Below are 12,333 nucleotides of genomic sequence, written 5' to 3'. Positions count from 1 at the left end.
ATTCCTTACTCGGGACGGTGGCCGTCGGCGACGGCAGTGCGTGCGGATGAAAAAGGAGGACCGAAGACGAGATCGACGATCGGCGCGAAGTCGTACTCGTCGGCGTACCGGGGGGCTTCCATGAGCAGGAGGGTGTTCATGAGCATCCCGCGGCCCATGAAGTCCCACATTTCGAGAGCAGATGCGCCGGCGTCGCGGAGTGCCCGGTAGACCTCGTCGAACATCCGCCGCGATTCCAGCCCGATCGCCGGCTCGGCTGTGGCGGCGGAGAAGGCGTGCGCCCAGACGAGAACGGATGCCGGCTGTGAGAGCACCAGGGCGCGATACGCGGCGCCGACATGTTTCGGGTCGAAGGCGCCCTCAGAAGAGCTCGCCGCTGCGCGGAACGCCGAGACGATCGCCGCTCCCGCATGTGCGTGGGTGCGTAGGAAGAGCTCTCGCTTCGAGCCGAAGGTGCGGATAACGTAGGGCTGCGATACCCCCATCGCCGCCGCGACCTGCGCTGTCGAAGTGCCGAAATAGCCGCGAGCGGCGAAGGCACGCTCAGAAGCAGCGAGGAGTTCGTCGTTGCGCGCCGGGGGGCGACGAGCAGACGGCATCCGCGAGTCCTTTCGAGCAGGTGGTTATCAAACGATAACACCGCCGGTGAGGGCTCACTCGTCGCTCTGGTCCAGGTGCTGAAGGTGCGCGATGAGCGGGAGCGACCGGTTGGCGCTCCCGCCGAAGAAGGTTTCGTCCGCGGACTCGACGGCCCGATTTGCTGCTCGGGCGGCGGCAATCCCGTCGTCCGTTACGGTGACGCGTCGCGCTCGCCCGTCATCGGGGTCGGGATGACGCTCGGCAAAGCCCTTCTGCTCCAGAGCGCGAAGAACCTGCGAGACCATCATCGGGTCGGCGCGCGCCCGGTGGGCGAGCTGCGCCTGGGTGAGGCCCTTCGGGTCGCCGGCATAGGTGAGGACGGCGAGGAGGACAAACTGCACATGGGTGAGGTCGAACGGCGCGAGCGTGCGGCGCATAAGCGCCTGCCACTGGTTAGTGACCCGCCACAGCAAAAATCCCGGACTTGCATCAGAAGACTCGTATCGCGTCTGGAGGCGAGATGTCATGAGGCCATCATCGGCCGAGAGGCCAGGTAGTCGACGGCGCGACGAAACGGATGAAAGGAGCCTTCGTCCCCCTGCCAGATGTCGTCACCACTGACGCGTCCGACTGCCGTGAACTGTCGCAACTGTGCGATGCCGAGACTGACGCCCCGCGCGACGTGTTCGGCAGACACGACTCCGAGCCAGGCGGTCACTGTGCCTCCACGACCCGGATGAGTCGGTCCAGATCGGCGGGAACCGATGTCGCGAAGCCGGTGCCCATGACCTTCGCCCAGAACGCGGAGAGCGGGCCTTCCATCCACACGGATGCCGTCAGAGCCGAACCCGCGTCGACCGGCTCTACCGTGTGCCGAAAGCTGAGCCGCGCGCCTGGGAACGAGCTCACATCGGTGTACACGCGGTCGGGGATGCACTCCGCGATCGTGAACTTCACCTTCGGGCCAGCCACCGGTTTGAGCACGCCCTTCGCACCCTCACGCACCTCCCCGTCGAGCTTCACCCACTCCGTATCCGGCGACCACTGCGCCCACGAGCTGTGATCGACCCACTTCGCGAAAAACGCTCTCGGTGCGGCGGTGGAGTATCGGGACGCGGATGCCAACTGAATCATGTTAATTAGTATGCGCACATACTATTCCCGCGTCAAGGGCGCACGCCAAACCACGTCACGCCGGAGACGCCTCCCGCGAGCGGGAACCGACCGATCGGAGAAAAGAAAGAGCCCCGGTCATCCGCTTTTCAGCGGAATTCCGAGGCTATCTGTGTTGCTGGGGTACCTGGACTCGAACCAAGAACAACGGAACCAGAAACCGCCGTGTTGCCAATTACACCATACCCCAGGGGGTGACGACCGAAGTCGTACCGAGGGTCTAGCTTAGCCCACACCGACACCGTGTCCAAACCAGCCGGAACACGCATTGTGTCCCCACGGCGCGCCAGCCGAGACTGAAGCCGTGAAAGCCCCCCGATACTCCCGCGTCTTTGTGGCGACACTGCTGCTGCTCAGCGGATGCGCGGCTGCCGCACCGACCACCACAGACGGGGCGACCCCGGCGGCGTCCGACAGCGGCGCCGGTCCTCAAGAGGTCGACGGGCAGACGGTCGTCTGGGCGAGGTGGGCATCGGACTGATCGCTCCCGTCGTAGCCATTTCATAGCTCGCACCTCGTCAGTCTTCGAGCGGCGGTCCTAGCGTGACGATCGTGACCGCACTTTCCGCCTCGGCTTCGCCCGCATCCTTCTCGTCCACGCGGGTACGCGCCGCGACACGACGCCGACGTGACCCCCGGTGGCATTGGTCGTTGTTCACGATCGCTGTCGTTGCTCTGCTGCTCACCGCGTGGGGCGTGGGCGGCTCGATGTCGGAGTACTACGCGTCCATCGCCCTGTCGATGAGCCGCAGCTGGCCCAACTTCTTCTTCGGGTCATTCGATCCGGCCGGAACGGTCACCCTCGACAAGATTCCCGGCTCGTTCTGGATCCCGGCGCTGGCTGTGCGCATCTTCGGGTACTCCCCCGCCACCGTGATCATCCCGAACGCGCTGGCCGCGGCCGCGGCGGCCGTCGTGACCGCCGTCACTGCACGCCGCTGGGCGGGAAAGGCAGCCGGCATCGTGGCTGGCATCGTCGTCGCCACGACGCCGATCCTCGTCGCCGTCGCCCGGTCGAACCAGCCCGAGACGTTCTTCGTTCTCGCACTCTCGCTCACCGCGTGGGCGGCGACCCATGCACTGCGCCGCGCGAGCCTGGGGTGGCTGATTCTGGCGGGCTTGTTCATCGCCGCCGGGTTCCAGACCTACATGCTCGAGGCGTGGGCCGTCTGGCCGGCCCTTGCCGCCGCGTACCTCTGCACCCGCCTGCCCTGGGCACGCCGCGTGTGGCACCTCGGTGTCGCAGGAGTGGTGAGCCTCGGCGCCTCGCTCGCGTGGGTCATCGCGGTCTCGCTGGTTCCGGCATCCTCCCGCCCCTACGTCGGCAGCACCCTGTCGAACAACCCGTGGGAGATGGTCTTCGGCTACAACGGGCTCGGTCGTTTCGGGTCGAGCACCGCCGACACCGGGGCATACCGCTCGTTCACGCCGATGTTCTCCGGCGATCCGTCGCTCGTGCGCCTGCTGAACGCGTCGCTGGCCGACCAGATCGGATGGCCGATTCCCGTAGCCATCGTCGCGATCGTGCTGTTGATCGTGCTGCGTCTGCGCAGACCTCTGCTGGTCTTCGGAGCCGTGTGGTTCCTCACCTTCGCCGCGATGTTCTCGCTCGTCGCCGGCATGCATCAGTTCTACACGGCGTCGCTGGCCATCCCCATGGCGCTCCTGATCGGAGCCGCGTTCGCCCGCGCCCGACGCCGACGGATGCTCTGGCCACAGCTTGCGCTGCCCCTCACCGCAGCTGTCACGGCGCTCGCGATCAGCCTCTCGGTGGCATCCGAGCGCGATGCCGGGTTCTCACTACCCGTGTCGATCGCCCAGCTGGTGGTCGCAGGCGTGGCGGTCGTGCTCTTGCTTCTCGAGCACCGCCGCGGTGCGCCACGGAGGCTCACTGCCGCGGTGAGCGTGGTGGCGATGCTCCTCACGCCCGCGGCCTGGTCGGTGGTCACCGTGTGGTCGCCGAACTCCATCAATCCGACGGCGGCCGGGGTCGCCAGCATGTCCGGCTTCGGCGGACTGGCGCGAGGTGGCGCACCAGGCTGGTCCACGCCCGGCTCCTCCACACCCGGCGGCGCGACCAACGGCACGGGCGGCAGCGGCGCGTTTGCTCACCGCGGCGACGGCGGCCTCAGCAGGTCGGGATCCGCTGACGCGGCACCTTCGCGCGGCGACGCCGGTGGGCCCGGGCCCTTCGGCGCGGGCGGCATGGGCGGCGCGGGTGGCCCCGGGCGCGGCGACAGTGCGGCATCCGCCTCGACAGTGGCCTGGCTCACGGAGCATCAACAGGGCACCACCTATCTCGCGGCGACCTTCGGCGCCCAGAGCGCAGCCACGCTGATCCTCGCGTCCGACGGGGGCTCGTTCCTGCCGATCGGTGGCTTCGACGAACGCGACCCCGCGCCGACTCTGGCCGCCTTCCAGCAGCTGGTGGCCGATGGCGACCTCCGCTACGTGCTCGCCGGAAACGGCGCCGGCGGGTTCGGCGCCTCCGGAGGGGGACTCACCGGCACGGATGCCGTGACCACCGCCGCCGGTCAGATCCGTACCTGGGTGCTGGCCACCTGCACCGAGGTCACGGGTTCGCCCGTTTCGGGACTGTATTCGTGCGGCGGCTGACCACGTCGCGTCGTTGATCGCCGCGGCAGGTGATCAGCCGATGCGCTGCACCAGGGCATCGAGCCGGCGAACCGACTCGGGCTTGCCGAGCAGCTCCATCGACTCGAAGAGCGGCGGCGACACGCGTCGTCCGCTCACCGCCACGCGGAGAGGACCGTACGCGATGCGAGGCTTCAATCCGAGGCCATCGATCAACGCCGCAGACAGCGCCTCCTGGATGGCCGCGGCCGTGAACGACGACTCCGGGACGAGCTCCAGAGCCCCGACGGATGCCACCAGCACTTCCCCCGCGTTCGCGGGCAGCCCACCCAGCGCGTCGTCGTCGTAGACGACGTCTTCGCGGAAGAGGAAGCCCAGCAGTCCGGGCGCTTCGCCCAGGAGCTGCATGCGCTCCTGCACGAGGGGCGCCGCAGCATCCAGGATCTCCTGCTGTGCGGCCGTCGGGGGGTTCTCGACAAGGCCCGCGGCGTGGAGGTAGGGAACCAGACGCCCGGCGAAATCGGCCGCATCGAGCATGCGGATGTGGTCGCCGTTGATCGACTCGGCCTTCTTCTGGTCGAAGCGCGCCGGGTTGGGGTTGACATCGGCGATGTCGAACGCGGCGGTGAACTCCTCGAGCGAGAACACGTCGCGGTCAGCGGCGATCGACCATCCCAGAAGAGCGAGGTAGTTGAGCAAGCCCTCGTGGATGAACCCACGCTCGCGATGCAGGAACAGATCGGCCTGCGGGTCGCGCTTGGACAGCTTCTTGTTGCCGGTCTCACCGAGCACGAGCGGCATGTGCCCGAAGCGCGGCATGAAGTCGGTGACGCCGGCGTCCATGAGCGCACCGTAGAGAGCGAGCTGACGGGCCGTCGAGGGCATGAGGTCTTCGCCGCGGATCACGTGGGTGATGCCCATGAGGGCGTCGTCCACCGGGTTGGTGAAGGTGTAGAGCGCCTGACCGCCCGCGCGCACCACGACGAAGTCGGGGAACGAGCCGGCCGGGAAGGTGACCTCGCCGCGGATGAGGTCGACGTAGGTGAGGTCGACGTCGGGCACGCGCAGCCGCCACGCGGGCTCGCGCCCCTCTGCCCGGAAAACGGCCTTCTGCTCGTCGGTCAGCGTGCGGTCGTAGTTGTCGTAGCCGAGCTGGCGCGCCCGGCCCGCCGCGTCGTTGCGCGCATCGATCTCTTCGGCCGTCGAGTACGACTCGTACACCGCCCCTGCGGCGATGAGCGTATCGAGTACCTCGGCGTAGATCTCGCGGCGCTGCGACTGACGGTATGGAGCGTGCGGTCCGCCCTTCTCCACACCCTCGTCCCAGTCGATGCGCAACCACGTCAGCGCATCGACGAGCTGCCGGTAGCTCTCCTCGCTGTCACGGGCGGCGTCGGTGTCTTCGACGCGGAAGATCAGCTTGCCGCCGGTGTGCCGCGCATAGGCCCAGTTGTAGAGCGCGGTGCGGATCATGCCGACGTGCGGCAGACCCGTCGGCGAGGGGCAGAACCGCACGCGAACGTCGGTTCCGGTGGCGGCAGTGGTTCGGGGATGGATCGCGGCAGACATCCCCTCCAGTCTAGGTGTCGGGTCTGCCACGCTTCACGGCCGCGCTGGGCTCAGCGTCGCCCGTGAGCGTCCGATCGTGCTGAGTTCGCGCTCCAGCACGCCGAGCACGGCGCTCACCGATGGCACGCGGGCAGCGTCGCGCGCGGTGACGATGTGCAGGCCTCGAGCCTCGGAGGCGGCCAACGGCGCCGTGACGACGCCGGGCAGCAGCGGGAAGGACTCGACGGCCATCCGGGGCAGCGCTGCGACACCGATGCCCTGCGCTACCAGTCCCTCGACCGCGACAGCGTTGTCGGTCTCGAACCCGATGCGGGGTTCGAATCCCGCCCGCCCGCACAGCTCGAGAAGATGCCCGCGACACCGAGGACAGCCGCCGATCCATGTCTCGCCCGACAGTGCTGCGACATCGGCGGGCTCACCGGAGCGTTCCGCCGGGTCGGCGGGGTGTCCCGCAGGCAGCACGAGCAGCAGGTCATCGCGCCCGGCGCTGCGCACCGACAGTCCGCGCGCACTCGTGCCGTGCGGATCATCACGATCGCCGGGATAGCTGAAGGTCAGCGCGATGTCGGCGCGGTCCTCGCGGATCGCCTCGACGGCCTCCGGCGGCTCCGCCTCGACGTAGGTCAGGGTCAGACCGGGATGGGATGCCGCGAGCGCGGCGATGAGCCGCGGAACCAACACGGGAGACGCCGACGGAAACGCTACGAGCCGGACGATGCCGGTGCGAAGGCCCCGCAATTGGGCCAGTTCCTCGGCGGCGGCATCGAAGGCGTGGGCGACGGCGGGCGCGTGCCGCGCGAGAACGCGGCCGGCTTCGGTCAGACGCACCCCGCGGCCGACCCGCTCCACGAGCGCCACGCCCAGTCGACGCTCCAGCCGTCTGAGGTGCTGACTGATCGCCGGCTGGCTGTAGCCGAGCGCCGCGGCCGCTCCCGTGATGGAGCCCGTGTCGGCGATGGCGCGCACGGTGCGGAGGCTCTGCACGTCGAACTCGGGGATATCCTCGGCCATGCATCCATAATCTCATGGCATGTTTTTCATGCAATACCTGCCATAGACGCATGCGACTGCCGAGGCGAGGCTGGTCACATGAACATCGTGGAGGTCGACGCCCTTTCCGCGCTTCGGGCACAGTTCCCGAGCTCGACCGGGTACTTCGCCGCCTGCACCGTCGGGCTGCCCATGGCCTCGACCCGTGACGCGATCCTCAGCGATCTCGCCACCGCACCGGATGTCGCACGGTACAACCGCGCCGTCGAGGCCTCGCGTGCTCACTTCGCGAGGCTGGTCAGCGTCGCGTCTGACCGCATCGCCATCGGGTCGCAGACGTCCGTGCAGGTCTCGCTCCTGGCGGCATCCCTCCCCGATGGCGCCGAGGTGCTCGTTCCCGAGCACGAGTTCTCGTCGCTCGTGATGCCGTTCGTGCACGCGGGCCGAGGCATCCGGGTGCGCACCGCACCGCTGTCCCAGCTCGCGGCGGCGATCACGCCGACAACCGCTCTGGTGGCCTTCTCCGCGGTTCAGTCCGCCTGCGGACATGTGGCCGACATCGACGCGATCTGCGCGGCCGCTGCCGTTGTCGGAGCACGTACGGTGTGTGACGCGACGCAGGCCGTGGGATGGATGCCGGTCGACGCTGTCCGCTTCGATGCCCTGCTCTGCCACACCTACAAGTGGCTGTGCTGCCCGCGCGGCGTCTCGTTCCTCGCCCTGAGCGAGGACTACGCCCGAACGCTCACGCCCGTCCAGGCCGGTTGGTACGCCGGCGACGATCCGTGGTCATCCTGCTACGGCGGCGGAGCGGAGCTCGCTACCAGTGCACGCCGTTTCGACGTCTCGCCCGCGTGGCAGGCATTCGTCGGCGCCGAACCCGCACTGCGCGCCTTCGCCGAGGCTGACATGGCAGAGCTCCACGCCCACGCGACCGGGCTCGCCGCGCGATTCCGCCGCGCGCTCGGAATCGATCAGCCCGACATCGCGAGCGCCATCGTGACGTGGCTCGACCCCGACGGCGCTGACCTCGCACGGCTCACCGCGGCCAGCCTCATCGCTTCCGGTCGCAACGGTCGCGCGCGGCTCGCCTTCCATGTGTTCAACGACGACGCCGACGTCGACCGCGCGGTCGCTGTTCTCCGACGCTGAGGCAGCCGCCGCCCCGACGTACGCGCGTCAGCGCGGACGCGCGTAAGGAGACAACACGGTGACGGCGGCGACGACGATCAGCGCGACGAGCGCCAACCCGCCATACCCGATCTGGCTCAGCACCACACCCGCGAGGACGGCGCCGACCGCTGCACTGAAGGTCATGATCGTGTCGCTGAGGCCCTGCCGCCGCGGCCGCAGGGCCGTCAGGGAGCTCTCGGTCAACAGCGCCGCCCCCGACACCGTCGCGGCGCTCCACCCCGCTCCCAGCAGGAACAGCGCGACCAGCACGGCCCACTGCGAATCCGGCGCTACCGCTGCGATCACGAGGGACGCGGCGAGCAGCACCTGCCCCAGCAGAACCGTTGAGATGCGACCCCACCGATCTGCGAGCATTCCGAACAGCGGTGAGAGACCGTACATACCGAACACATGCAGGGCGATCGTGGTGCCGACCACAATCGTCACTTGATCGGGCGCCAGGTGCGCGAGGTGGATCGGCGTCATCGCCATCACAGACGCCATGACGACGTGCGATCCGGCGACCGCGAAAATCGCGTAGCGGGCAGCGACCGGACGGTCCTCCTCGACGATGTGCTCTCGACGGGCCTCGCCGCTGCGGGCCAGGCGCTGCGCGAGCACGAGAGGATCGGGGCGCAGAGCGACGACATACAGCGCGAAGGCCGCCAGCTGGGCGACGATCGAGAACGCGTATGACCCGGTCAGCGGGGGCATGCCGATGACCGCGCCGATCGCCTCGCCGGGTGTCAGCAGGAGCGGACCGATCACGCCTCCCACGGTCGTGGCCCACACCACCGTGCCCAGGTCACGTCCCCGCCGCGCAGCGGGAGCGAGGTCCGTCGCGGCGAAACGCGACTGCAGGTTGCCGGCGTTGCCCGCGCCGATGAAGATGACTCCCACGATCAGCAGGGGGAAGCTCCGCGCCGCGGCCGCCGTGATCACGATGGCGATACCGACCAGGGCGAACAGGTTGCCGAGCGTCAGCGCGATACGACGTCCTCGGCGCGCCGCCAGACGCGCCAGCGGGATCGCGCAGAACGAGGCGCCGAGAGTGACGGATGCCGTCGCGAGCCCCGACAGCGCCTCCTGACCGGACAGGTCGGCCGCGAGCAGCGCACCGAGCGAGACCGTCGCGCCGAAGGCGATGCCGCCGAGTACCTGGCCCGCAGCGAGAACCCCGACCGTGCGCTTCCGCACACGGCCGATGGCCGCGGCATCCAGTCCTGCCTCAGCGCTCACGCGATGCGGGCGGTGTTACGCAGCGTTCCCAGTCCGGTGATCTCGACCTCGACGCTCTGCCCGGCCTCGAAGGGACCGATGCCGGCCGGGGTTCCGGTGAGGATCACGTCTCCGGGCAGCAGCGTGAAGGCCGCCGAGGCATACGCGATGATGTCGGGAACCGAGTGCACCATGTCGGAGATGGGGCCGTCCTGGCGCACCTGGCCGTCGACGCGCGTGACGATGCGCGCGCCGCCGTCGAGCGAGAACTCCGTCTCGATGGCGGGCCCGAGGGGGCAGAACGTGTCGAAGCCCTTGGCGCGGGCCCACTGGCCGTCGGCCTGCTGCAGATCGCGCGCGGTGACGTCGTTGCCGATCGTGTACCCGAACACGTAGTCGAGGGCGTCGGATGCGGCGATGTTCTTCGCGACGCGTCCGATCACGACGGCGAGTTCGCCCTCGAAGTCTGTGCGCTGCGACTGCGGCGGGCGCACGATCGCGTCGCCGGGACCGATCACGGCGGTGTTCGGCTTGAGGAAGAGCAGCGGCGCGGCCGGCGCCTCGCCGCCCATCTCGGCGGCGTGGTCGCGGTAGTTCTTGCCGACGCAGACGACCTTCGAACGCGGGATGACCGGCGCGAGCAGGGCGACCTCGGCGAGCGGCACACGCTCCCCCGTCGTGTCGAAGCCGGCGAACAGCGGATCTCCCGCCAGCACGACGAGGTCGGTGCCGTCGACGATGCCGAAGCGGATCGACTCGTGATGACTGAAGCGGACGATCCTCACGAGGCGGACTCCCCACCGCTCGAAGGCTCGTCGAGGCGCAGCAGCCAGCCGTGGGTGTCTTCGCGGCGACCGTACTGGATGTCGGTCAGCTCTTCGCGCAGCGACTGCGCGAGTGGCCCGAGAGGCTGTTCGTCGACGAAGTCGCGCCCCTTCAGCACACCGATGGGTGCGACGACGGCGGCCGTGCCGCACGCGAATACCTCGACGATGTCGCCCGAGGCGACCCCCGAACGCCATTCGTCGATAGACACCGCGCGACCCTCGATCTTGTGGCCGCGGTCGGCGGCGAGCTGGAGGATCGAGTCGCGCGTGATGCCCTCGAGGATCGAGTCGGACTGCGGGGTGACGATCGTGCCGTCCTTGTAGACGAAGACGATGTTCATGCCGCCGAGCTCCTCGACGTTGCGGTCTTGATCGAGGAAGACGACCTGGTCGCAGCCCTGCTCGTATGCCTCCGCCTGGGGCAGCAGGCTGGCCGCGTAGTTGCCGCCGGTCTTCGCCGCACCCGTGCCGCCCTTGCCGGCGCGCGAGTAGTCCTCGCTCAACCAGATCGACACGGGCTTCGCACCGCCCTTGAAGTAGGCACCGACCGGCGAGGCGATCACGTAGTAGCCGACCTTGTTCGCCGGTCGCACCCCCAGGAACGCCTCCTTCGCGAACATGAACGGCCGCAGGTACAGGCTCTGGTCGGCGCCCGACGGCACCCACGCGCCGTCGACGGCGACCAATGCCTTCAGCGACTCGATGAAGTACTCGACGGGCAGTTCGGGCAAGGCCAGGCGTCGTGCGCTGCGCTGCAGGCGACGGCCGTTCTGGTCGGGCCGGAAGGTCCACACTGAGCCGTCGGCGTGGCGGTATGCCTTGATCCCCTCGAAGATCTCCTGACCGTAGTGCAGCACCGATGCCGCGGGGTCGAGCGAGAGGGGGCCGTAGGGCTGCACGCGCGGGCGGTGCCAGCCACCGCGCACCGACCAGCAGACATCGACCATGTGGTCGGTGAAGGTGGTACCGAAAGCGGGGTCGACCAGCAGCTGCTCGCGCTCCGCCGCCGACTTGGCGGCGAGGTTTCGGGTGACGGCGAACTCCAGGGGGGCGAGTCCGGCGTCGGGTTCGTAGGTGAGGCTCATGTCGTGTCCTGAGGGTGTGTGCGGTGCGGTGGGCGGTGCGGCGGTTCCAGGCTACGCCCGGACTGCTGCGGCGATCGCGTCGCCGACCTGAGTGGTGGTGCGGGGCTCCGCGCCACGCTGTGCGATGTCCGCCTCGACGGCGCGGGTGACGCGCGCGGCTTCGTCGGCGAGCCCGAGGTGATCGAGCATGAGCGCGACGGAGAGGATCGCGGCCGTGGGATCGGCCTTCTGCTGGCCCGCGATGTCCGGCGCCGAGCCGTGCACGGGCTCGAACATCGAGGGGAACGCGCCGTCGGGATTGATGTTTCCCGAAGCGGCGAGACCGATGCCTCCGGTGACGGCGCCGGCCAAGTCGGTGAGGATGTCGCCGAAGAGGTTGTCGGTGACGATCACGTCGAAGCGGCCCGGGTTCGTGACCAGATAGATGGTGGCCGCGTCGATGTGCACGTAGTCTACGGCGACGCCCGGGTGCTCGGATGCCACGGCATCCACGATCCGCTTCCACATTCCACCGGCGTGCACGAGCACGTTGGTCTTGTGCACGAGCGTGACCTTCTTGCGACGGCGCTCGGCCTGAGCGAACGCATACCGCACGACCCGTTCGATACCGAAGGCGGTGTTCACCGACGTCTCATTGGCGACCTCGTGCGGCGTCCCGGTGCGGATCGACCCGCCGTTGCCGACGTACGGGCCCTCGGTGCCTTCGCGCACGACGACGAAGTCGATCTCCCCGGGCTCAGCGAGCGGCCCCGGCGCGCCAGGGTAGAGCTTGGAGGGTCGGAGGTTCACGTAGTGATCGAGCGAGAACCGCAGCTTCAGGAGCAGGCCGCGCTCGATGTTCGCGTCCTTGAGGCGCGGGTCGCCCGGTACCCCGCCCACGGCACCCAGCAAGACGACGTCGTGCGCGGCGATCGCCGCGAGATCGGCGTCGGTGAGCGTGTCGCCGGTCTCGAGATAACGAGCGGCGCCGAGCGAGAAGGGTGTCTTCTCGAAGGTGACGTCGGATGCCGCGGTCACGGCGTCGAGCACCTTCACCGCCTCGCCGACGACCTCCGGGCCGATGCCGTCACCCGGGATGACGGCCAGCTTGATGACACGCGACATGGATCTCCTCCGACTCACGG

The 12,333-nt window shown here is 68.9% G+C and carries 12 protein-coding genes and 1 tRNA gene; 3 read left to right on the top strand and 10 right to left on the bottom strand.

What is annotated here, in order from left to right; translation table 11 throughout:
• Window positions 1–5: 5 nt before the first annotated feature.
• The 4 genes from ITJ43_RS00745 to ITJ43_RS00730 all read right to left on the bottom strand — a co-directional run bounded on the left by ITJ43_RS00745 (window position 6) and on the right by ITJ43_RS00730 (window position 1,942).
• On the bottom strand, window positions 6–599 hold the full coding sequence (locus ITJ43_RS00745) for a TetR/AcrR family transcriptional regulator (RefSeq protein ID WP_194581216.1): 594 nt from the start codon (window positions 597–599) through the stop codon (window positions 6–8).
• A gap of 54 nt (window positions 600–653) precedes the next feature.
• Entirely contained in the window at window positions 654–1,016 is a 363-nt protein-coding gene (locus tag ITJ43_RS00740; RefSeq protein ID WP_228495266.1) for a MarR family winged helix-turn-helix transcriptional regulator, read from the bottom strand.
• Between the two features lie 277 nt (window positions 1,017–1,293).
• Window positions 1,294–1,713 carry an SRPBCC family protein gene (locus tag ITJ43_RS00735; protein WP_194581212.1) on the bottom strand — a complete coding sequence of 140 codons (420 nt, stop codon included), beginning with the start codon at window positions 1,711–1,713 and terminating at the stop codon, window positions 1,294–1,296.
• 157 nt (window positions 1,714–1,870) lie between these two features.
• Window positions 1,871–1,942: transfer RNA gene (locus ITJ43_RS00730), tRNA-Gln, on the bottom strand.
• Between the two features lie 114 nt (window positions 1,943–2,056).
• Here ITJ43_RS00730 and ITJ43_RS00725 point away from each other — a divergent pair.
• The gene (locus ITJ43_RS00725; RefSeq protein ID WP_194581210.1) at window positions 2,057–2,233 is read left to right on the top strand and encodes a hypothetical protein; all 177 of its coding nucleotides are present in this window, start codon (window positions 2,057–2,059) and stop codon (window positions 2,231–2,233) included.
• A gap of 71 nt (window positions 2,234–2,304) precedes the next feature.
• A complete protein-coding gene (locus tag ITJ43_RS00720) occupies window positions 2,305–4,368 on the top strand; it encodes an ArnT family glycosyltransferase (RefSeq protein WP_323741080.1) in 2,064 nt (687 codons plus the stop codon).
• A 33-nt stretch (window positions 4,369–4,401) separates the two neighbouring features.
• Here the strand turns inward: ITJ43_RS00720 and gltX are convergent, their stop codons facing one another.
• A complete protein-coding gene (gltX, locus tag ITJ43_RS00715; protein ID WP_194581206.1) occupies window positions 4,402–5,916 on the bottom strand; it encodes a glutamate--tRNA ligase in 1,515 nt (504 codons plus the stop codon).
• Between the two features lie 33 nt (window positions 5,917–5,949).
• Complete coding sequence (locus ITJ43_RS00710; protein WP_194581204.1) at window positions 5,950–6,927, bottom strand: LysR family transcriptional regulator; 978 nt, start codon at window positions 6,925–6,927, stop codon at window positions 5,950–5,952.
• A 78-nt stretch (window positions 6,928–7,005) separates the two neighbouring features.
• On the opposite strand from ITJ43_RS00710, the gene ITJ43_RS00705 reads away from it, so the two are divergent.
• Window positions 7,006–8,058 carry an aminotransferase class V-fold PLP-dependent enzyme gene (locus ITJ43_RS00705; RefSeq protein ID WP_194581202.1) on the top strand — a complete coding sequence of 351 codons (1,053 nt, stop codon included), beginning with the start codon at window positions 7,006–7,008 and terminating at the stop codon, window positions 8,056–8,058.
• A 27-nt stretch (window positions 8,059–8,085) separates the two neighbouring features.
• Here the strand turns inward: ITJ43_RS00705 and ITJ43_RS00700 are convergent, their stop codons facing one another.
• From ITJ43_RS00700 to ITJ43_RS00685, 4 genes are read right to left on the bottom strand one after another with little or no spacing between them, the layout of a single operon-like run.
• Window positions 8,086–9,300, bottom strand: a complete 1,215-nt coding sequence (locus ITJ43_RS00700; protein WP_194582376.1) for an MFS transporter — start codon at window positions 9,298–9,300, stop codon at window positions 8,086–8,088.
• Window positions 9,301–9,314: 14 nt separating this feature from the next.
• Window positions 9,315–10,082, bottom strand: coding sequence for a fumarylacetoacetate hydrolase family protein (locus ITJ43_RS00695; protein ID WP_194581201.1), 768 nt, complete (start codon window positions 10,080–10,082; stop codon window positions 9,315–9,317).
• The gene (locus tag ITJ43_RS00690) at window positions 10,079–11,209 is read right to left on the bottom strand and encodes a branched-chain amino acid aminotransferase (RefSeq protein ID WP_194581199.1); all 1,131 of its coding nucleotides are present in this window, start codon (window positions 11,207–11,209) and stop codon (window positions 10,079–10,081) included. Before ITJ43_RS00690 ends, ITJ43_RS00695 begins: the two co-directional genes overlap by 4 nt.
• Window positions 11,210–11,260: 51 nt before the next feature.
• Entirely contained in the window at window positions 11,261–12,313 is a 1,053-nt protein-coding gene (locus ITJ43_RS00685; RefSeq protein WP_194581197.1) for a 3-isopropylmalate dehydrogenase, read from the bottom strand.
• Window positions 12,314–12,333: the final 20 nt, after the last annotated feature.

It is taken from the genome of Microbacterium sp. VKM Ac-2870 (assembly GCF_015350795.1).
Taxonomy (GTDB): domain Bacteria; phylum Actinomycetota; class Actinomycetes; order Actinomycetales; family Microbacteriaceae; genus Microbacterium.
Note: the sequence above shows the minus strand (reverse complement) of the source record. Positions and strands in the feature narration are given on the sequence as shown.

What these genes read in the sequence shown, in the direction of transcription:
- ITJ43_RS00690 (WP_194581199.1), bottom strand. Translation starts at nt 11,209, where the DNA reads ATGAGCCTCACCTACGAACCCGACGCCGGACTCGCCCCCCTGGAGTTC.
- ITJ43_RS00740 (WP_228495266.1), bottom strand. Translation starts at nt 1,016, where the DNA reads ATGCGCCGCACGCTCGCGCCGTTCGACCTCACCCATGTGCAGTTTGTC.
- gltX (WP_194581206.1), bottom strand. Translation starts at nt 5,916, where the DNA reads ATGTCTGCCGCGATCCATCCCCGAACCACTGCCGCCACCGGAACCGAC.
- ITJ43_RS00705 (WP_194581202.1), top strand. Translation starts at nt 7,006, where the DNA reads ATGAACATCGTGGAGGTCGACGCCCTTTCCGCGCTTCGGGCACAGTTC.
- ITJ43_RS00735 (WP_194581212.1), bottom strand. Translation starts at nt 1,713, where the DNA reads ATGATTCAGTTGGCATCCGCGTCCCGATACTCCACCGCCGCACCGAGA.
- ITJ43_RS00710 (WP_194581204.1), bottom strand. Translation starts at nt 6,927, where the DNA reads ATGGCCGAGGATATCCCCGAGTTCGACGTGCAGAGCCTCCGCACCGTG.
- ITJ43_RS00745 (WP_194581216.1), bottom strand. Translation starts at nt 599, where the DNA reads ATGCCGTCTGCTCGTCGCCCCCCGGCGCGCAACGACGAACTCCTCGCT.
- ITJ43_RS00685 (WP_194581197.1), bottom strand. Translation starts at nt 12,313, where the DNA reads ATGTCGCGTGTCATCAAGCTGGCCGTCATCCCGGGTGACGGCATCGGC.